Here is an 18,966-nt window from a genome sequence, read left to right as displayed (position 1 = left end):
TGATTTTTCCTATTAACTGCGGATAATGCCGACCTGATCGCGAGTTTGGCCATTTTTAAGATGGATTTCCATTTGCGGATAGGCGAGTTCTAAGTTGTTTTCTTTAAGCTTACGGGTAATACGTTTGTGCAGATCGTGGCGTAGTGGCCAGCGTGCTGACATATCTTTTGCATAGGCTCGTACTTCATAGTCTTGAGTATGTTTACCAAAGCCCGCAAACCACACTTCTGGCTCTGGATTAGGCAGCGCATTTTCACATTCTTGAACAGCTTGATAAAGCGTTGCTTCCACTTTGGCAGGATCCGAGTCGCGGGCAACCGACACATAAACAATGACACGGGTAATAGGATCTGACAGCGACCAGTTAATCAATTGTTCGGTAATAAAGGCCTTGTTAGGAATGATAATTTCCTTTCTGTCCCAGTCGATAATAGTGGTGGCGCGGATCTGGATTTTACTCACGGTTCCCGTTAAGTCGCGGATTGTCACTGTATCGCCAATACGCACTGGTTTCTCAAACAGAATAATCAGGCCCGAGATAAAGTTAGCAAAAATCTCCTGCAAACCAAAACCGAGACCCAGTGACAGCGCGGCAATCAGCCATTGCAGTTTTGACCATTCCATCCCTAGATTCGAAAAACCAATCAACAGGCCTAAAAACACCACTAAGTAACGACTTACTGTGGTGATGGCAAAGCCAGTGCCCGGTGTCAGGTCGAGACGCTGTAGGATCATCAGCTCAAGCAAACCGGGTAAATTGGTCGCAATCATCAGCGAGAAGCCAACGATGATTAAGCCGAATAACAGCGATTTCATGGTGATGGGGAGCTGCTGCTCGACACCATTGACGCTGGTATTGGTGGTCCAGAGGGTGATGCCATCCAAGAAGGAAAATAGCGCCGTATGGGTTTGCGTCCACAGGCCAATCAAGCTGGCTAAAAACGCCAGTAGCAATAAGGAACGCACCAATCCAAGGGACTGACTCGAAATGGTTTCGAGGTCGACTACGGGTTCTTCGTAGGTATCTAAGCCATCATTGGAGCTATGGTGTGTTTCGCCCTTTTCCCGTTGGGCTAAACGCTCAGCCCGTTTCGCTTTCGCGCGGTCGAAGGCAATGCGGCGGCGCTCAATCAACATCCAACGTTTAATTAATTGATAGAGCAGTAAAAAGCTTAATCCTAATATGATTGATAGCTGCAACTGCAACAGCATTTGGAATGCTGTGAAGTAGTAGCCCCTAAAGGCGAGCCCAGCGCTCAGTAGGGGAACAGCGATCAACAATGCCCAGAGCATTTTTTGGATCAGCCGTTTGTTCTTCCCCTCTTTTTGAGCAACGCTATTTTGCCGGCTTAATAGCAAAATATCCTTGTATAACAAGAATAACACCACACAAAAACAGATAAATGCGCCGCGGCCAATGCTGTTGCGGATAAGCGAGGCATCGAGTATTTCGGTAAAGCCCATAATGCCAAGCAAGGGACTGGCGACAAATACAAAGTGTTTGAGCCTGAGCTGGCCTGCCTGAATCAGTTTTGAGGGGCGTTTGAAGTGACCTACCAATACGCCTTTATCTAGCGCAAGAATAAAAATCAATCGATACAATAGGTAAACCAATCCTATTGCTAAAATTCCCATGCCGACCGCTTGCACAAAGTTACGGTCTGATTGATAGAAAATCCATCCTGCTGCCACTATGGGTAGCGGTTTGATTAAGGCATAACCTAGGCTAAGGACTAAGGATTTGAAGGTATAAATAAATTTATCCTGAGTCACATTACCCACATAGGTTGCATAGTTGCCGAGTAATCGATTGAATTTAGGTTTTATTAAATCTTGAACCACTAAACAGAGCACTAGCAGAATGATCCACCATGACCAATAGTCGTTTTGCTCCTGCCAAGCTTTGCTCAGTTGTCCCCATTGTGCCTGTTGGATTAGCCATAGGGCGCTACGTTGAATATCGGTGAGCCAGAGTTTGTTAATGCTCGCGGCATTAGGCACCCAAAATAGATGTTCGTTTAGGGTGTTTTTTAGCGTCAGGTGCTGTTGGCTAAGCTGCTGATAATTCACTTTAAGCTTGCCTAGTTCACTCAAATACTGGTCATAACTCTGCATTAGCTGAGTCAGCAATGCTTGCTGTGAGCGCAGCAACTTAATCTGCCCCTCATTATAGAGATTGGCTTGTTCGAGTTCTTGTTCGTTGAGCGCCTGCTGTTGCTCGAGGTGATACCTGTCGAGACGCGCATCGGCGATAAGAGTTTGTAGTTTTTCATGGTTTGGCGGTTTGGGCAGCGATTGCAACATCTGCAAAAAGCGTTCGCCAAAGGCGGAGTTCATTTTGACCCAAGTAATTTGCTCTTGGATATTAGCGAGTTGCTTGGCTTGGGATTGATATTGGAGCTCAGCCTGTTCTTGCTGCTCTACCACGTTATTGATTTGCAAGGTTAAGGTTTGCAGTTTTTGGCCGTAGATTTGATTGGTATCGGCGATATTGCGTGTAATCGGATCGATGACTTTAGTGGTATCAACTAAATTCTTGGCCAGCGTGGCATCGGTTTGTTGTTGGCGCTGCTTGTTGATCGCCTTATTGATAGTTTCAATAAAGGCTTCTTGCTGGCTCAATTGCTGGCGAACTAACTGTAACTGTAGCTGGGTAAGTTCGATACGCTTTTGGCTACTGGCAAGCTCGGCCTCATGTGTGGCTAGGCTCTGTTCGAAGAAAATCCGCTGTATTTGTTGTAATTCACCCGCAGGCGTATCGATAGGCGCCAATTCCGTTTTTTTATTTTGCAGCACATTTTGTCTTGCATTGGCAATGACGGAAGGCAGTAGATTATGCCGCTGTAGTAGTTCGTTGACTTGATTGCCGAGAGCCGCCTCGCTCTCTTTTAACTCAGATAGGCGTAAATAAGCCATCGAGGCTTGCTGGTTAAGATCTGTTCCTTTATCCAGCTTTAATGGCTTAGTGGCCTCTTTTAAGCCCTGATCGATGACCTTTTTATTTTTTTCAAAATCCAGTTGCGCCTGCTGAAAACTGCTCGCATTGGCCGCCAGTCTGTCAATGTTGTTTTTAAGCTCAACAATTTGATCGTCAATGCTAATATTTTGTTGCTGATTTTGGTTGTTTAGGCCAAGGCGCTTGTCCAACTGCAAGGGCGAATTGGCATGGAGAGAAAAAGACAAAAAAGCAATAACGAACAATAAAATACGTGGCATATAGGCAAAAGCAATTAGAGGCGAAAGACGCACTCATCTTAGCCAACTTGGGCCAAGATTGGTATGTTTCAAATGTTCTTTTTTCGCCGTTGTGACTGGTGGGATTGATGGGTTTCAAAGATGGCGGTGGCGACTATGATGGTTCCGCCTATCAAAGTATTTACATTCAGTGCTTCACCTAAAATCAGCAAAGCCAACATGGCCCCATAAAAGGGTTGAAGGCAGGAGACTAGCCCTACTGTTTTAGCACTTAATTGGCGCAATGCCGAGGTGAACAGCGCATGGGGCGCGGCAGTAAACACGACCCCGAGCAGTGCTATCAAGCCCCAGGTTTCGAGGGAGATGCTTTGCAGCTCTGTTTGATGCCAAGGCATAAGAAACACCGCCGCCACTAAGGTTTGATAAAACATGGCGTGGGGGCCACTATACTGGGAAAAATAGCGTTTTTGCAGTAGGTTACGGGCGGTAAATAACATTGCCGACAGAATACCGATTGTAATTCCTAGAGTCGTGTCGTTGCCAAGATTGGCTTCGGGGATCAGCAGTACAACACCTATCAGCACGAAAATGCCGCTGATAATATCCATCAGCTTGATTTTATTGCCCGTTAATAATGGCTCGGCAATCACCGTCATCACTGGATAGGTGAAGAAGGCGATCATGCCGATGGCGACCGATGAGAGTTGCATCGCGGCAAAGTAGGTGACCCAGTGTAAGCTGACTATCACTCCTAAGCCGATAGCAACCAGATAATCCTGTTTGCTGGCAAGGCTTAAGTATTTACCGCGGAATTTGATGAGCAATGCCAAGACAAAGGCTGCGACTACACATCTTAGGAAGGTAATATCGAGTGCGCTTAAGGGGATTAACTTTGAAAACAACGCTGTGCCGCCAAACATCAGCACAGCTAAGTGTAATTCGATTAATCCCGAAGGTTTACTGGTCTGGCTCAATTGGGTCGCCGTAGTTAGTCGGCTGACGCCTGATTTTTCAGATTAGCAAAGGCTTGACCCATACGGGTCACGGCTTCGGGTTCAACGCCTTCGGCGAAGGTATCGATAGCATCTTTGGCAAACAGCATGACGACGGTACTGCCAAGCTTGAAGCGACCCATTTCTTCGCCTTTCTCTAAGGTAATCGCGTCAGGGCCTACCGTTGGATATTCCCAAGTGAATACTTGCTTACCGGTTGGCGGCGTAATAGTGCCTGCCCAAACGGTTTCGATGCTCGCCACAATAGTTGCACCCACTAATACCATAGCCAGTGGGCCAAGCTCGGTTTCAAAAATTGCCACAACACGTTCGTTGCGAGCAAATAGGCCTGGCACATGGCGCGCCGTCAGCGGGTTAACGGAAAACAGCTCACCTGGCACATAGGTCATCTTCGACAGCGTGCCTTTAATCGGCATATGGATGCGGTGATAATCCTTAGGAGCCAGATAAATTGTCGCAAAATCACCACCTTCGAAGCGTTTGGCATCTTCGGCTTGGTCGCCAAGCAGAGTGAGCGAAGAATAGTGATGGCCCTTGGCTTGGAAAATACGCCCATCCTTGATGGGGCCTAGTTGGCTGACGGCGCCATCAACGGGGTGCACCATGATGTTGGCCGCAGTATTAATTGGGCGAATACCAGGCTTAAGTGCACGGGTAAAAAAGTCGTTGAAGCTTTTATAAGCCTCTGGTTCGCTCTGAGCTGCTTCGCTCATATCGATTTTATATTGCTTGATAAACCATTTAATCGCGGCAGTCGTTAATGCGCCAGCTTCGGAAGCGGCAAGTTTACCGACTAAGCGAGATAACAGGTGCTTTGGCAGCATGTACTGCAGCGCAATTTTAACTTTATCCAATTTGTGTTCCTTTCCTTTATGTTGCTCAACTTAGGTTGAGACTTGTTTTGCGTTAATTCTATTCGTTGTGATGGCTTTGTTGTACTCGTTATTCATCGCTTTGGGCGCGAAATTGCCGAGCGTGACGCTGCTCATCAAGGCTTGCGATAATACGATGGTAGTTATTAAAGCGATCTTCACTAATCTTACCCGCTTCGACTGCGGCTTTTAAGGCGCAGCCTGGGTCATCGCCGTGCTTACAATCGCGGAATTTACAGCCACCTAAAAAGTCACGAAATTCGATAAAGCACCAACCGACACGTTGGGCGGGTAAGTGCCAGAGGGCAAATTCGCGCACGCCGGGGGAGTCGATTAAATCACCACCACTCGGTAAATGCAGTAACTTAGCGGTGGTCGTGGTGTGTTGTCCAAGCCCAGAGTTGTCGGAGACATCGCCTACCAGTAGCTCGGCTTCGGGCAGTAAGGCATTGACCAGAGAGGATTTACCCACACCAGACTGGCCAGCAAATACGCTCACTTTATCTTTCAGCAGGGCTTTAATGGTATCTAAGCCTTCGCCTAACTTACTGCTGACCTTATATACTGGATATCCAATGGCTTCGTAGCGCTTTAAGGCAGCTTCGATGGTGGGTGCTTCTTCCGGCGTTAACAGATCGATTTTGTTCAAAATAATGATCGGCGGAATATCCGTGTCTTCAGCTGCCACTAAATAGCGGTCAATAATCTGGGTGGTAAAGCTAGGTAATACGGAAGACACAATCAAAATTTGGTCGATATTCGAGGCGATAATTTTCACGCCATCGTATAAATCGGGGCGCGAGAGGGAAGAGCGTCTTGGATGCACTGCTTCCACAATGCCAGCTATACCACTATTTGCTTGGCTTTCAATAGCTAAGCGTACGATCACTTTATCGCCAGTCACTAAACTGCTAATGGTGCGGCGAATGTTGCAGCGCACAATCTGGCCATCTTCGGTTTCAATATCGGCATGTTGACCAAAGCGGGAGATCACGGTTCCGCTTTGTTCTGGGCCGAGTGAGCTATCCTGTAACTCAGGCGCATTTTTATCACCATTGTCACGATTGAGGCGTTTCTCGTGATTGGCGCGCATACGGCGTAATTGGCCTTGGCTTAGGGGTTTCTTTTTACTCACTGGTTTGTCTTCGTCAATTAGGTGATATTTTGTGTTTGAAAAAAGCAGTATGATACACGCTCTTGAATAAAAAAGCCTGAATTTAGGCTAACTGACATGATAAGGCGCAATTATGGCGGCAGACGCAAATAATCTCATTTGGATCGATCTCGAAATGACTGGGTTAGAACCCGATGTCGATAGGGTCATTGAAATTGCTACCTTAGTAACAGACCAAGAACTCAATATTATCGGTCAGGGGCCAGTGATTGCTATTCATCAATCGGATGAAGTACTGGCGGCCATGGATGATTGGAATCAAAAACACCACGGTGAATCGGGCCTCATCGATAGAGTGCGTGCCAGCCAAGTGAACGAAGCGCAGGCTGTTGCACAAACCATCGCATTTTTAGCGCAATACGTACCTAAGGGCGCCTCGCCTATGTGTGGTAACAGCGTGGGTCAGGACCGTCGCTTCTTAAATCGTTATATGCGTGAACTGGAGGACTACTTCCATTATCGCAATCTAGACGTAAGCACGGTTAAGGAGCTAGTGAAGCGTTGGAGCCCTGAAACTATGGCCGGTTTCAAAAAGCAAAACACTCATCAAGCGCTGCAAGATATCCAAGAGTCGATCGCTGAATTACAGTATTACCGCAGCAAAGTATTTAAAATTTGACCGATCAGCAGATAAATCTGCAAGAAGGGGTTGCAGCCGCATAAATTTTTCATATAATGCGGCCTCAACTTTTTGATGCGGGCATGATTGTCTCGTCAAATAATTAAAGGCGACATTAGCTCAGTTGGTAGAGCGATACCTTGCCAAGGTATAGGTCATCGGTTCGAACCCGATATGTCGCTCCAAATTACAAATTTAGTGATTTACCAAGTCATTAAATGCAGGATATGCGACATTAGCTCAGTTGGTAGAGCGATACCTTGCCAAGGTATAGGTCATCGGTTCGAACCCGATATGTCGCTCCAAATACAAATTTAGTGATTCACCAAGTCATTAAATACAAAATTATGCGACATTAGCTCAGTTGGTAGAGCGATACCTTGCCAAGGTATAGGTCATCGGTTCGAACCCGATATGTCGCTCCAATTTCAGACGGTTACAGTCTTAAAATGTAAATGCGACATTAGCTCAGTTGGTAGAGCGATACCTTGCCAAGGTATAGGTCATCGGTTCGAACCCGATATGTCGCTCCAATTTTTCTCGTCAGTCTCCCCATAAAATCTTCATCATATCAAACTAAGTTATCGCAATTGACATAGCGCTATTTTACTTTTCTGTACACTTAACATGTCTGTTCCGTTGTTGATTATTCCAAGCATTTTTTGAGCACGTTCATCGCTGCAATTTATTAACCTTTGTTTTCGTGGTTATTTTTAATACTAATGTGGTTAAGTGTTGCAGGATTTACCTGCCCTGCGGCTGTTGTCGATGATGTTTTCTATTTTGTAAAAAATAAAACAGCAAGGTTAATGCGTGATCTGCACCTTGTTTCTTCAAGATTTCCTAAATTAGATGGCGTTGCGAAAGTTAAATTATGACCTTGTTCAAATATTCGTAACGCTTTTACTTACATAATGAATCCAGACAAAGTTAATAGCGCCAAGTAGTTGGCTTAACACTGGAGTGCATTATATGCGTATTCAACAATTACGTGATTTACTTGAGTATGTGGCGAACTGCCGCTTAGATATGGCGCAACTCTATGGCCGACTGAACAATCATGCTGACTCCGCTCGAGTAAAGATGATGCTGGAGTATTTTGAATCTCATCAAAAGCATGTCGCTGAAAAATTGCGTGATTATATGGATGAGGCGCCAGCGAGGGTACTCGATACTTGGTATAAAGACTTTGTGTTTGAAGATTTTACTAAGCGTTGCCAAGATACCATGTTACCCGCCAATATGAACGAAGATGATGTGTTGAATTTACATCTCGACCTAGAAAATCGTTTGATTGGTTTATTGGAAAAAACCGTCAACTCAACCACCGCTGAAGATGCGCGTGCGGCATTAGAAGGCTTAATTCGAGTTGAGAAAACTCAACAGCAACGATTAGTTCACAGCACTATCCGGATGGACGATATTTAACCTATCGGTTCCTCATCCGTGTTCGTGTAAACAAAGCCAGCTAAATGCTGGCTTTGTTGTTTTTGGATGATAAGTGTTGTCCACATTCACTGCTTTTTGCATGGCATCTGATTTACGTCATAACTTTTCTCGAAGCTTTTTGCTACTTTCTTGATCTCATTAGTTGATTTGACCATTAACTGTTTAGTGTTCATCCATAGCTATGGTCGATTAGATGAGTCACCCTTTTGTTATTTTGTCGCGCAGGAGATCCTCTATGGCACAAGATTTATCGAGTTTACCCACAGCGCTATATACGCAAGAGCAGGTGCGAGCGGCGGAACTGCTCGCAGTTTCAGAAGGGGAAGCTACGTTGTATCAATTAGTTGAACGTGCTGGATGCGCAGCGTTTAACTATTTTACAGAGCAGATAGTGCGCCAGCCTAAGCTTGGGGCTATGCCATTATTGGTACTCGCAGGTAATGGTAATAACGGTGCCGATGCCCTCGTTTGTGCTCGTCTAGCTCTAGAAGCTGGACATAAGGTTCACGTTTTTTTACTAAAGACCAAGGGTACGCCAGAATTTGAACAAGCGCTTTCGGGTTACCTTAATCAAGGTGGGATAGTCGATTCTCCTAATATTGATGCGATCTTACAGGCGCCAATCCTTATCGACGGATTGCTGGGGACTGGCGTTCAGGGCGCGGTGCGAGAACAGGTTGCTGCGCTTATCCATGCCATTAATCAGAGTAATGCTTGGGTGCTTAGTTTGGATCTCCCCTCGGGGATCTTGGCCGATACCGGTGTTGTCGCTCAAGTCGCAGTGATGGCGGATGCGACTTTATGCTTTGGCGGTTTAAAACAAGGCCTACTCACCAGTAAGGCAAGACATCACTGCGGTCATCTTGCTTTTGCCGATCTGGGATTAACTCCCTTTTTTAATGGTGAAAGCGCGACTCGAGTGGGTGGTGAAATCCTAAAAAGCTATTTTGCCGCCAGAGCAAGGGATAGCCACAAAGGTCAATCGGGTAAAGTGACCCTGATTGGTGGTGACTTTGGCATGGCTGGAGCTATTCGGCTTGCCAGTGAAGCTTGTTTGCGTGCGGGGGCTGGATTAGTCACAGTGATCAGTCGGCCTGAGCACCAACTTACCGTAAATGTATCTCGACCTGAGTTAATGTTTTGGGGTTGTGAGCTAGTCGATATGGAGGTGTATCTGCGCCTTGGTTGGGCACAGGTGGTTGTGCTTGGCCCTGGGTTAGGTAAACACGATTGGGGTTATAACTTGTTTAAAGCCGCGGGGTTAAGCGATAAACCCTGTGTACTCGATGCCGACGCATTGAATTTACTCAGTCAAGAACCGCGCAGGCAAACTAACTGGGTACTCACGCCTCATCCGGGAGAGGCCGCAAGACTGTTGGGATGCAGTGTCGCTGATATTGAGCATGATCGATTCGCAGCCGTGCGTGCTTTGCAGCAAAAATACGGCGGAGTTGTGCTGCTTAAAGGGGCTGGAACCATCATTTTTGATGGAAAACAGATGGTCGTGGCGCCAGTTGGTAATCCAGGTCTTGCGAGTGGTGGGTGCGGTGATGTGTTATCTGGTATTATAGGCGCCCTTATGGCTCAAGGTATGGATAACATGCAGGCGACAGTCGTTGGCGTTGTCGTTCATGGTTGTGCGGCGGACCTTGCTGCGGTTCAAGGTGAACGGGGCATGTTAGCCAGCGATTTGATGCCTTTTATTCGCCAATTAGTAAATAGTGATTTACTCTAGGCGCTGTAAAATTTAAGCGCGGGTGGACTGCCGCGCTTAAATTGCCTCCTTAATCGATAACGGCAGTGATATAAGCGGACATGACAGAGACAGAGTTAACCTTTCAATTACATAATGAAGACGAGACTATTGCGGTTGGGCAAAAATTGGCTCGCCATATTCAAGCGCCTTTGACTCTGTATTTAACGGGGGATTTGGGGGCGGGTAAAACCACTCTGAGCCGCGGTTTGATTCAAGGATTAGGACATAAAGGTGCAGTCAAAAGCCCAACTTACACTTTAGTTGAACCTTATGAGCTCGACGGTGTCGAAGTTTATCATTTTGATTTGTATCGTTTAAACGATCCCGAAGAGTTAGAGTTTATGGGGATCCGTGATTACTTTACCCAGAGCAGCCTCTGTATCGTAGAATGGCCTGACAAAGGTGAAGGGTTGTTACCCGATGCAGATATCCACCTACATTTAAAATATTTTAACCAAGGACGTGAAATCCATATTCGAGCCTTAACCGAATCAGGTAAAACGCTATTAGCCGCGATAAAATAAAAACAAAGATGACTAGAAATAAGTATTACTTTCAAAGAATTATTCTTTTTTTATGCGCGTTTTTTGCTGTTGCAGCCCACGCGGCCAACCAGCTCGAAGGTGTGCGTATTTGGGCCGCACCCGAGTCGACACGAATTGTGTTCGATTTGAGTGAGGTGCCCAATTACAGTTATTTTTCCCTCGATGGTCCTCATCGTTTAGTGGTCGATCTAAAAAAGGCATCAACTAAACTGAGCCTGAAAAATATCGATAACAACAGTAAGTTAGTCAAAGGCATACGAGTCAGCAAATCTCCGACGAAAGGCGATTTACGTCTGGTTATTGATTTGGTTAAACCCTTAAATGCGAACTTATTTTCGTTACCCGTGACGGCACCTTATGGTAATCGGCTTGTGGTTGACCTAGAGGATAAAACTGTGACGGCTTCGCCGTCAGTCACGAGTTCAACTTCAGTTAAAAAATCCGTGAATCAAAGTGTGCCATCTTCCCGCGATATTGTTATCGCGATTGATGCTGGGCATGGTGGTGATGATCCCGGCTCGATTGGACCATCCGGTCTTTATGAGAAAAAAGTCGTGTTCGAAATTGCAAAACGGTTATCGAGCAAAATTAACGACACACCTGGAATGCGTGCAGTGATGATCCGCACTGGTGATTACTTTGTGAATTTGAATAAACGCTCTGAACTTGCTCGTAACAGTAAGGCAGATTTGCTGATCTCTATTCATGCGGATGCTTTTACATCACCCAATCCACGAGGTGCATCTGTGTGGGTATTGTCGATGCGCCGTGCAAACAGTGAAATTGGTCGTTGGTTAGAACAAAAAGAGAAACACTCAGAGTTGCTGGGTGGTGCTGGGGAAATTATTCAAAATACTGATAATGAACAGTATCTTGCTATGACCTTACTCGACATGTCTATGAACAGCTCTATGGCCATTGGTCACTCGGTTGCTGGGGATATTTTAAAAGATTTAGGTGCAGTGACGGAGCTGCATAAGAATCGTCCTGAATCAGCCAGTTTTGCAGTGTTAAAGTCTCCTGATATTCCGTCAATCTTGGTGGAAACGGGCTTTATCTCGAATCCGAAAGAAGAACGTTTGCTGAGCAGCAACCGTCATCAAGAGAGCATTGCCACTGCGATTTACAAGGGCGTTAATCGTTATTTCCAAAACAACCCACCTGCTGATACCTTATTGGCCAAGCGCAATCATGGAAGTTCAACGGCGCCATCAAGTACAAAATCTGCGGGAAATATTAAGCATAAGGTGAGTCGGGGGGAGTCGCTTTCTGCTATTGCCCAGCGCTATAAAGTCCCGATGGCTAGCATTATACGTGCTAATGGCATGAAGACTGATGTGGTACAGCTTGGGCAGACACTCGTGATTCCTGAGAGCTAAATAGGATGAAGTCTATGGGGATCCAGATCCTTCCACCGCAATTGGCGAACCAAATCGCCGCTGGCGAAGTTGTCGAAAGACCTGCCTCGGTGGTGAAAGAACTCGTTGAGAACAGCTTAGATGCTGGCGCAACCCGTATCGATATCGAAATCGATAAGGGCGGCAGTAAGCTGATTAAGATCCGTGACAATGGTTCGGGGATCCCAAAGGATGAATTAGCCTTGGCGTTGTCGCGCCATGCCACCTCGAAACTGCATTCCCTTGACGATCTTGAAGCTATCCTCAGCTTTGGCTTTCGCGGTGAGGCTTTAGCAAGTATCAGCTCCGTCTCCCGTTTAACCTTAACGTCGCGCACTGCTGAGCAAACCGAAGCGTGGCGAGCTTACGCTGAAGGCGTCGATATGGCTGTTAAAGTCATGCCTGCGGCGCATCCGGTGGGTTCAACCATTGAAGTCGTTGATCTATTTTTTAATACTCCGGCGCGTCGACGCTTTTTAAAAAGTGACAAAACCGAATTTACCCATATTGATGAATGGTTAAAGCGAATTGCTTTGGTGCGGGGGGATATCCATTTTACCCTGACACACAATGGTAAAACCGTGCGCAATTATCGCCCGGCGATGAATGAGTCACAATATTTACAACGACTGACCCAGGTTGCGGGCCGGCCGTTTGCCGATCAAGCACTTAGAATCGAATGTCAACACGATGATTTACGTTTAAGTGGTTATCTGCAATCGCCTTGGTCAACCGTGCAGACCGATACTCATTACTTTTATGTTAATGGCCGTCTAGTGCGCGATCGTTTAGTTAATCATGCGGTGCGTCAAGCATTTGCACAAAAGGCCGAAGTAGAACAACCCGGCTATGTGCTGATGCTGGATATCGATCCTCATCAGGTGGATGTGAACGTGCATCCAGCAAAACATGAAGTGCGATTCCATCAAAGCCGTTATGTGCATGATTATATTTTGCAGGCACTGCAATCGGCGTTAGAAGAAGCCGGAGAGCTTAGTTTTGAACGTCCTTTCGAGCTGGGTTCGCCCCAAGTGGAGGATGATGTTTCAGAATCCAAGTCCGAACATACTGCCTTCGAGCTGCAATCTCCGAAAGCTAACTTAGCTTGGACTAATACTCCTCAACCTGAAAATTATCTAGGGAGTCAAGTCGATACGCCTGTTGGTGAGTCTCGTGCTCGAGATATTGCCACCGTACGGGCGGGGACTATGGTGCAGAGCAATGTCTATGGAAGCATGGCGGTACCTAGGGAGTCACGCAGTAGTTCGGCTGGAGAAAGCCGTGCAAGAGCTGAGCTGCCTTCTAAGACAGCGATTGCCAGTTATGGTGCATTACTGCAGACCCCATCTTACAGCGTACAGGACAAGGCTTATCAAGCTGTTTTACCTATGCCATCGATACTCGATGGACAATTTTGGGTATTTAGTGATGGGCCAAAATTAAGTTTATTACGTATTGAGTCTGCAGCATTAGCAGTCCGTAGCCATGAGATTGAAATAAAACTGGCGACAGGGTTGATTGGGCAGCCTTTATTGATGCCAGTATCGGTTGGCGCTGATCCTGATTGGGCAGCGTTACTCGAAGAGCATGCAACACTTATCCGTCAACTTGGTTTAGAGCTAACAATTCGTTACCAGCAGTTGATTATTAAAAAAGTGCCCCCATATCTGAGGGACTGTCAGTTAGCGAAGGTCATTCCTGAGTGGTTACAATCGCTACGTTTTGAAGCGCCAGCACCCAATGCATTAGCGTTATGGCTGGCAGAGCAAAGCCTAACTGGATTTATCTCGGCACCCGATATTTGGGCCGCTTATTGTCAGTTAACGGAAGATAAAAGGCAGAAAATTGCCAGTAAAGCAGTATCCTTACCTTGGCAATCGTGGCTAGAAGAGCAAGCAATTGAATAAAGAATTACAGCCTAAAGTGGTTTTTTTGATGGGGCCAACGGCGTCAGGAAAAACGGCTTTAGCTCTCGAATTAGCCGAAAAGCATAATTGCGAAATTATCTCGGTTGATTCAGCATTAATCTATCGCGGCATGGATATCGGCAGTGCTAAGCCCTCTGCCGATGAATTAGCACGAGGTCCGCATCGTTTGATTGATATTCGCGATCCGAGTGAAAGTTATTCGGCTGCCGATTTTAGAGCCGATGCGCTGCGCGAGATTGAACAAATTATCAGCATGGGCAAGACCCCTTTATTAGTGGGCGGAACCATGATGTATTTTAAGGCGCTATTAGAGGGATTATCGCCGCTACCCAGTGCTGATGAGGCTATTCGCGCCGATATTCAAGCCGAGGCGGATACAAACGGATGGGAAGCGCTGCACGAGCAATTGAGGGAGATAGATCCCGTCTCTGCAGAAAGAATTCATCCTAATGATCCACAAAGGCTTTCAAGAGCGTTAGAAGTCTATAGAATAAGCGGTAAGAGTTTGACTGAGTTAACCATGACCAAGTCGGCTCCTTTACCCTATGATGTGGTGCAATTTGCCATTGCACCGCGAGAGCGTAAAGTGTTGCATGCGTTAATCGGGCAGCGTTTTCGCATAATGTTAGAGCAAGGCTTTATTGATGAAGTCGTCCAGCTTAAAGCGAGAGGTGACTTGCATTTAGATTTACCCTCAATGCGTTGCGTGGGATATCGACAATGTTGGCAATATCTCGATGGTGAATTTGACTATGATACTATGGTCGAAAAAGCCGTTGCCGCTACTAGGCAATTAGCTAAGCGTCAATTAACATGGTTGCGTAGTTGGCCAGAGTTGAATTGGCTGGAAAGTGGTGCTGAGGGGAATTTAGTTACACTTATGCGTCAATGCCGCTAGCTTATTAGCCCTTGCTGTATAATACTAAAACTAAACAAAAAACTTCACTGATATCGATTTATTTTTATATAAATTAAAAAGGAAATAATAAAATGGCTAAGGGGCAATCTTTACAAGACCCATTTTTGAACGCACTACGCCGCGAGCGCGTTCCTGTATCTATTTACTTGGTAAACGGCATTAAACTCCAAGGACAGGTAGAGTCGTTTGATCAGTTTGTCATTCTGTTGAAAAACACAGTGAGCCAAATGGTTTACAAACACGCTATTTCTACTGTGGTTCCTGCTCGTCCATTTAACGTTGCTGGCCATCAAAATGCCCAGGGCGGTTATGGCGCGCAAGACGATATGCCAAGTGGCGAATAAAGTTTAGTTAAGGAGTTTGCTTCTTGTTTGATCGTTATGAGGCGGGAGAAACAGCGGTTCTTGTCCATATCGACTTTTCCGATGAGGAACGCCGAGAAGACTTAGTGGAGTTACAGCTATTAGTCGAATCAGCTGGAGCGCGCTCAGTCGGGGTCATTACTGGAACTCGACGCTCACCAGACCGTAAGTTTTTTATTGGTTCTGGTAAAGCCGAGGAGTTAGCCGCCTTAGTGGCAGCCACCGAGGCTAATGTGGTTATTTTCAATCACGCCTTGAGTCCAGCTCAGGAGCGAAATCTTGAACAGGTATGCCAGTGCCGAGTATTGGACAGGACATCACTGATCTTAGATATTTTCGCCCAAAGAGCTCGGACTCATGAAGGTAAGCTGCAGGTGGAGCTAGCGCAATTGCGCCACATGTCGACTCGCCTAGTGCGTGGTTGGACTCACCTTGAGCGCCAAAAGGGGGGTATTGGTTTACGTGGCCCAGGGGAAACCCAGCTCGAAACAGATAGACGCTTGCTTCGGGGGCGCATTAAAAATATCAACAAACGCTTAGAGCGTGTTGATAAACAACGTGAGCAGAGTCGCCGCGCCCGTAAGCGTAGTGACATGCCAACCGTCTCATTAGTGGGTTATACCAACGCGGGCAAGTCGACGCTGTTTAATGCCTTAACCTCATCTGATGTTTATGCAGCTGACCAGCTATTTGCGACTCTTGACCCTACATTGAGAAAGTTAGATCTACCCGACGGTGCCGTAATTTTAGCGGACACTGTAGGTTTTATTCGTCATTTGCCACATGATCTCGTTGCTGCATTTAAAGCAACATTACAAGAGACGCGTCAAGCAGATTTGTTACTGCATATTGTTGATTGTGCAGATGAAAATATGGCGGATAATTTTGAGCAAGTGCAATCAGTGCTTAAAGATATCGATGCTGATAAAGTGATGCAATTGATTGTTTGCAATAAAATTGACTTGCTTGAAGATGTTACGCCGCGTATCGAATATGATGAACGCGGTAAGCCTGTACGAGTCTGGGTTTCGGCACAAAAGCGTTTGGGGTTTGATCTGCTCTTGAAGGCGATCACTGAGTTAATTGGTGAAGTTATTCATGAGTTTACACTTAAGATTCCGGCAACTGCTGGACATTATCTTGGCCAGTTTTATCGACTGGATGCGATACAGCAGAAAGAGTACGACGATCTGGGGAACTGTATTTTGTCTGTTCGTTTATCGGATGCCGATTGGCGCCGATTAGCTAAACAGAGTCAGGGTGAGTTAGAAACCTTTATCTACGATGCGTCGATAGAAAAGGCTGTTTGTTAATAATCTAATTTATTTCATCCACTTATGGAGTGCTAAATGGCTTGGAACGAGCCCGGTAACAAGGGTAATGATCCTTGGGGAAATAAAGGTGGTAACGACAAAGGACCACCGGACCTTGATGAGGTTTTTCGTAATCTTTCAAAACGCTTTGGCGGCAAAGGTAATGGCTCTTCTGGCCAAAACTTTAGTTCCTTTAGCTTAATCATCATTCTTGCCATCGCTTTTGTTGTTTGGGGACTTTCGGGTTTGTACACCATTAAAGAAGCCGAGCGTGGCGTAGCGTTGCGTTTTGGTCAACATAATGGTGAGGTGGGACCGGGTCTTCACTGGAAACCAACGTTTATCGATGAAATTTATCCTGTTGACGTGCAATCAGTTCGCTCTGTGCCATCATCTGGCAGCATGCTAACTTCTGATGAAAACGTCGTGAAGGTTGAGCTAGACGTGCAATATCGTATTTCAGATGCGTATGCCTATCTTTTTAGTGCTGTAGACGCCAATGCCAGTTTACGTGAAGCCACTGACAGTGCGCTGCGCTATGTCATTGGTCACAACAAGATGGACGATATTCTGACCACAGGCCGTGATGCTATTCGTCGCGATACTTGGAAAGAATTAGAACGCATTCTTGAGCCGTACAAGTTGGGTTTGGCTATTGTTGACGTTAACTTCTTGCCAGCGCGTCCGCCTGAAGAAGTGAAAGATGCATTCGACGATGCCATTTCAGCGCAAGAAGACGAACAACGCTTTATTCGTGAGGCTGAAGCCTATGCACGTGAGATTGAACCGAAAGCACGTGGTGAAGTCGAGCGCATGGCGCAACAAGCTAATGCTTATAAAGAACGTGAAATTTTAGAGGCGCGCGGTAAAGTGGCTCGTTTCGAGTTGCTGTTACCTGAGTACCAAGCTGCACCTGAAGTGACCCGTAAGCGTTTGTATCTCGATGCAATGCAACAGGTGATGACTGACACTAACAAAGTCATTATCGATGCTAAAAACAACGGCAATTTAATGTATCTGCCACTAGACAAGTTAATGAAAGAGAAGCCTGCGACTATGCCAGACGTTGAGCCTAAACCTCAACAGAATGTCAATTCTTCATCTATTTCAACGACACGCATTGGTGAGCCTTTGAGTGAACGCCCATCTCGCGAGGAACGTGCTCGCCAGGGGAGGGAGTAATTCATGGGTAGATTAAGTATTGTTCTGATCGCCGTTATATTAGGCATTGGTTTGTCATCTGTGATGGTGGTTAACGAAGGCGAACGTGCGATTGTGGCGCGCTTTGGCGAAATCGTTAAAGATAAAGTTGATGGCAAACAAGTAACACGTGTTTTCGGCCCAGGTTTACACTTTAAAGTACCTGTGATCGATAAAGTGAAGTTGCTTGATGCACGTATCCAAACCTTAGATGGTGCTGCAGATCGTTTCGTCACCTCTGAGAAAAAAGACTTAATGGTCGACTCCTATGTGAAGTGGCGTATTTTTGATTTCGAAAAATACTACCTCTCTACTAATGGAGGGATTAAATCGAATGCTGAGACCTTGCTGCAACGTAAGATCAACAACGATTTACGTACCGAGTTTGGTCGTCGTACGATCAAAGAGATCGTTTCTGGGCAGCGTGATGAGTTACAAAATAACGCGTTAGCGAATGCTGCTGAGAGTGCTAAAGATTTAGGTATTGAAGTTGTTGACGTGCGTGTTAAGCAGATCAACCTACCCGCAAACGTGAGTAACAGTATTTACCAACGTATGCGCGCTGAGCGTCAAGCGGTGGCTAAAGAGCACCGTGCTCAAGGTAAAGAGCAATCTGAAATTATTCGCGCTACGATTGATGCCAATGTTACTGTTAAAATTGCGGAAGCAGAGCGTAAAGCCTTAACCATTCGTGGTGAAGGTGATGCATTAGCTGCAAAAATTTATTCGGATGCTTATAACAAAGATCCTGAATTTTTTAGCTTTTTGCGTAGTTTAGATGCTTATCGTGCGAGCTTCTCCGGAAGTTCAGACGTTATGGTGTTAGAGCCAGATAGCGAATTCTTCAAATACATGAAGAGTAGTGCTACTAAGAAATAAGCGATGCTAAATCGTTCAGAATGGGCCCCAATCACTGGGGCCCATTTTTTTTATCCTAAATGAAAACAGTAAGTGACAAAGTGAGCGCTAAAAATACATTAGCAATGCATTGTTTATGCCTATCACACAGTCAATATGCTCAAAAAACAGTTCAAAACGATTAAAATTGCTTAACAGCTGTACTTTTTTTGCCCTTTTTTTAAAAAACTCGCAATCTCCCTAACTTACTTGCGTGTTTTCACTATGATCTGCTTCTAATTTTTAGCTATAATGAGCCCCGCTTCAAACTTCGATTTTTGCCCATGGTGATAACTAAGAGGCAAAAAGTCTTTGAAATATAAAAAT

At 45.8% G+C, this 18,966-nt stretch carries 15 protein-coding genes and 4 tRNA genes; 15 read left to right on the top strand and 4 right to left on the bottom strand.

Features of this window, described 5'->3' with window-relative positions; genetic code table 11:
- Window positions 1-12 precede the first annotated feature (12 nt).
- The 4 genes from KXJ80_RS20780 to rsgA all read right to left on the bottom strand — a co-directional run bounded on the left by KXJ80_RS20780 (window position 13) and on the right by rsgA (window position 6,215).
- Window positions 13-3,216, bottom strand: a complete 3,204-nt coding sequence (locus KXJ80_RS20780; protein WP_218737947.1) for a mechanosensitive ion channel domain-containing protein — start codon at window positions 3,214-3,216, stop codon at window positions 13-15.
- 68 nt (window positions 3,217-3,284) lie between these two features.
- The gene (locus tag KXJ80_RS20775; RefSeq protein ID WP_218737496.1) at window positions 3,285-4,169 is read right to left on the bottom strand and encodes a DMT family transporter; all 885 of its coding nucleotides are present in this window, start codon (window positions 4,167-4,169) and stop codon (window positions 3,285-3,287) included.
- Window positions 4,170-4,183: 14 nt separating this feature from the next.
- Window positions 4,184-5,062 carry an archaetidylserine decarboxylase gene (gene asd / locus KXJ80_RS20770; protein ID WP_055646843.1) on the bottom strand — a complete coding sequence of 293 codons (879 nt, stop codon included), beginning with the start codon at window positions 5,060-5,062 and terminating at the stop codon, window positions 4,184-4,186.
- Window positions 5,063-5,150: 88 nt separating this feature from the next.
- A complete protein-coding gene (gene rsgA / locus KXJ80_RS20765; protein ID WP_169548619.1) occupies window positions 5,151-6,215 on the bottom strand; it encodes a small ribosomal subunit biogenesis GTPase RsgA in 1,065 nt (354 codons plus the stop codon).
- A gap of 112 nt (window positions 6,216-6,327) precedes the next feature.
- Here rsgA and orn point away from each other — a divergent pair, with 112 nt between their 5' ends.
- From orn to hflC, 15 genes are all read left to right on the top strand, one after another.
- Complete coding sequence (gene orn, locus KXJ80_RS20760; RefSeq protein ID WP_218737495.1) at window positions 6,328-6,873, top strand: oligoribonuclease; 546 nt, start codon at window positions 6,328-6,330, stop codon at window positions 6,871-6,873.
- Window positions 6,874-6,982: 109 nt separating this feature from the next.
- A tRNA-Gly gene (locus KXJ80_RS20755) sits at window positions 6,983-7,058 on the top strand.
- A 44-nt stretch (window positions 7,059-7,102) separates the two neighbouring features.
- A tRNA-Gly gene (locus tag KXJ80_RS20750) sits at window positions 7,103-7,178 on the top strand.
- A 44-nt stretch (window positions 7,179-7,222) separates the two neighbouring features.
- A tRNA-Gly gene (locus KXJ80_RS20745) sits at window positions 7,223-7,298 on the top strand.
- Window positions 7,299-7,330: 32 nt separating this feature from the next.
- A tRNA-Gly gene (locus KXJ80_RS20740) sits at window positions 7,331-7,406 on the top strand.
- A 439-nt stretch (window positions 7,407-7,845) separates the two neighbouring features.
- On the top strand, window positions 7,846-8,301 hold the full coding sequence (locus KXJ80_RS20735) for a ferritin family protein (RefSeq protein ID WP_037426974.1): 456 nt from the start codon (window positions 7,846-7,848) through the stop codon (window positions 8,299-8,301).
- Window positions 8,302-8,557: 256 nt separating this feature from the next.
- Window positions 8,558-10,057, top strand: a complete 1,500-nt coding sequence (locus tag KXJ80_RS20730; protein ID WP_259474505.1) for an NAD(P)H-hydrate dehydratase — start codon at window positions 8,558-8,560, stop codon at window positions 10,055-10,057.
- An 80-nt stretch (window positions 10,058-10,137) separates the two neighbouring features.
- Window positions 10,138-10,602 carry a tRNA (adenosine(37)-N6)-threonylcarbamoyltransferase complex ATPase subunit type 1 TsaE gene (tsaE, locus tag KXJ80_RS20725; RefSeq protein WP_037414194.1) on the top strand — a complete coding sequence of 155 codons (465 nt, stop codon included), beginning with the start codon at window positions 10,138-10,140 and terminating at the stop codon, window positions 10,600-10,602.
- 8 nt (window positions 10,603-10,610) lie between these two features.
- The gene (locus KXJ80_RS20720) at window positions 10,611-12,002 is read left to right on the top strand and encodes an N-acetylmuramoyl-L-alanine amidase (RefSeq protein WP_218737493.1); all 1,392 of its coding nucleotides are present in this window, start codon (window positions 10,611-10,613) and stop codon (window positions 12,000-12,002) included.
- 5 nt (window positions 12,003-12,007) lie between these two features.
- On the top strand, window positions 12,008-13,927 hold the full coding sequence (gene mutL, locus KXJ80_RS20715; protein ID WP_370687103.1) for a DNA mismatch repair endonuclease MutL: 1,920 nt from the start codon (window positions 12,008-12,010) through the stop codon (window positions 13,925-13,927).
- Window positions 13,920-14,846, top strand: coding sequence for a tRNA (adenosine(37)-N6)-dimethylallyltransferase MiaA (gene miaA / locus KXJ80_RS20710; RefSeq protein WP_218737491.1), 927 nt, complete (start codon window positions 13,920-13,922; stop codon window positions 14,844-14,846). Before mutL ends, miaA begins: the two co-directional genes overlap by 8 nt.
- 92 nt (window positions 14,847-14,938) lie before the next feature.
- Window positions 14,939-15,211: an RNA chaperone Hfq gene (hfq, locus tag KXJ80_RS20705; RefSeq protein WP_011070934.1), complete on the top strand. Its 273-nt coding sequence runs from the start codon at window positions 14,939-14,941 to the stop codon at window positions 15,209-15,211.
- A 23-nt stretch (window positions 15,212-15,234) separates the two neighbouring features.
- On the top strand, window positions 15,235-16,542 hold the full coding sequence (hflX, locus tag KXJ80_RS20700) for a ribosome rescue GTPase HflX (protein ID WP_218737490.1): 1,308 nt from the start codon (window positions 15,235-15,237) through the stop codon (window positions 16,540-16,542).
- Window positions 16,543-16,578: 36 nt separating this feature from the next.
- Window positions 16,579-17,724: an FtsH protease activity modulator HflK gene (gene hflK, locus KXJ80_RS20695; RefSeq protein WP_037414184.1), complete on the top strand. Its 1,146-nt coding sequence runs from the start codon at window positions 16,579-16,581 to the stop codon at window positions 17,722-17,724.
- A gap of 3 nt (window positions 17,725-17,727) precedes the next feature.
- Window positions 17,728-18,621 carry a protease modulator HflC gene (gene hflC, locus KXJ80_RS20690; RefSeq protein ID WP_037414182.1) on the top strand — a complete coding sequence of 298 codons (894 nt, stop codon included), beginning with the start codon at window positions 17,728-17,730 and terminating at the stop codon, window positions 18,619-18,621.
- Window positions 18,622-18,966 lie beyond the last annotated feature (345 nt).

It is taken from the genome of Shewanella xiamenensis, from assembly GCF_024971755.1.
GTDB lineage: Bacteria > Pseudomonadota > Gammaproteobacteria > Enterobacterales > Shewanellaceae > Shewanella > Shewanella xiamenensis.
This window is presented reverse-complemented; position numbering and strand designations above follow the sequence as displayed.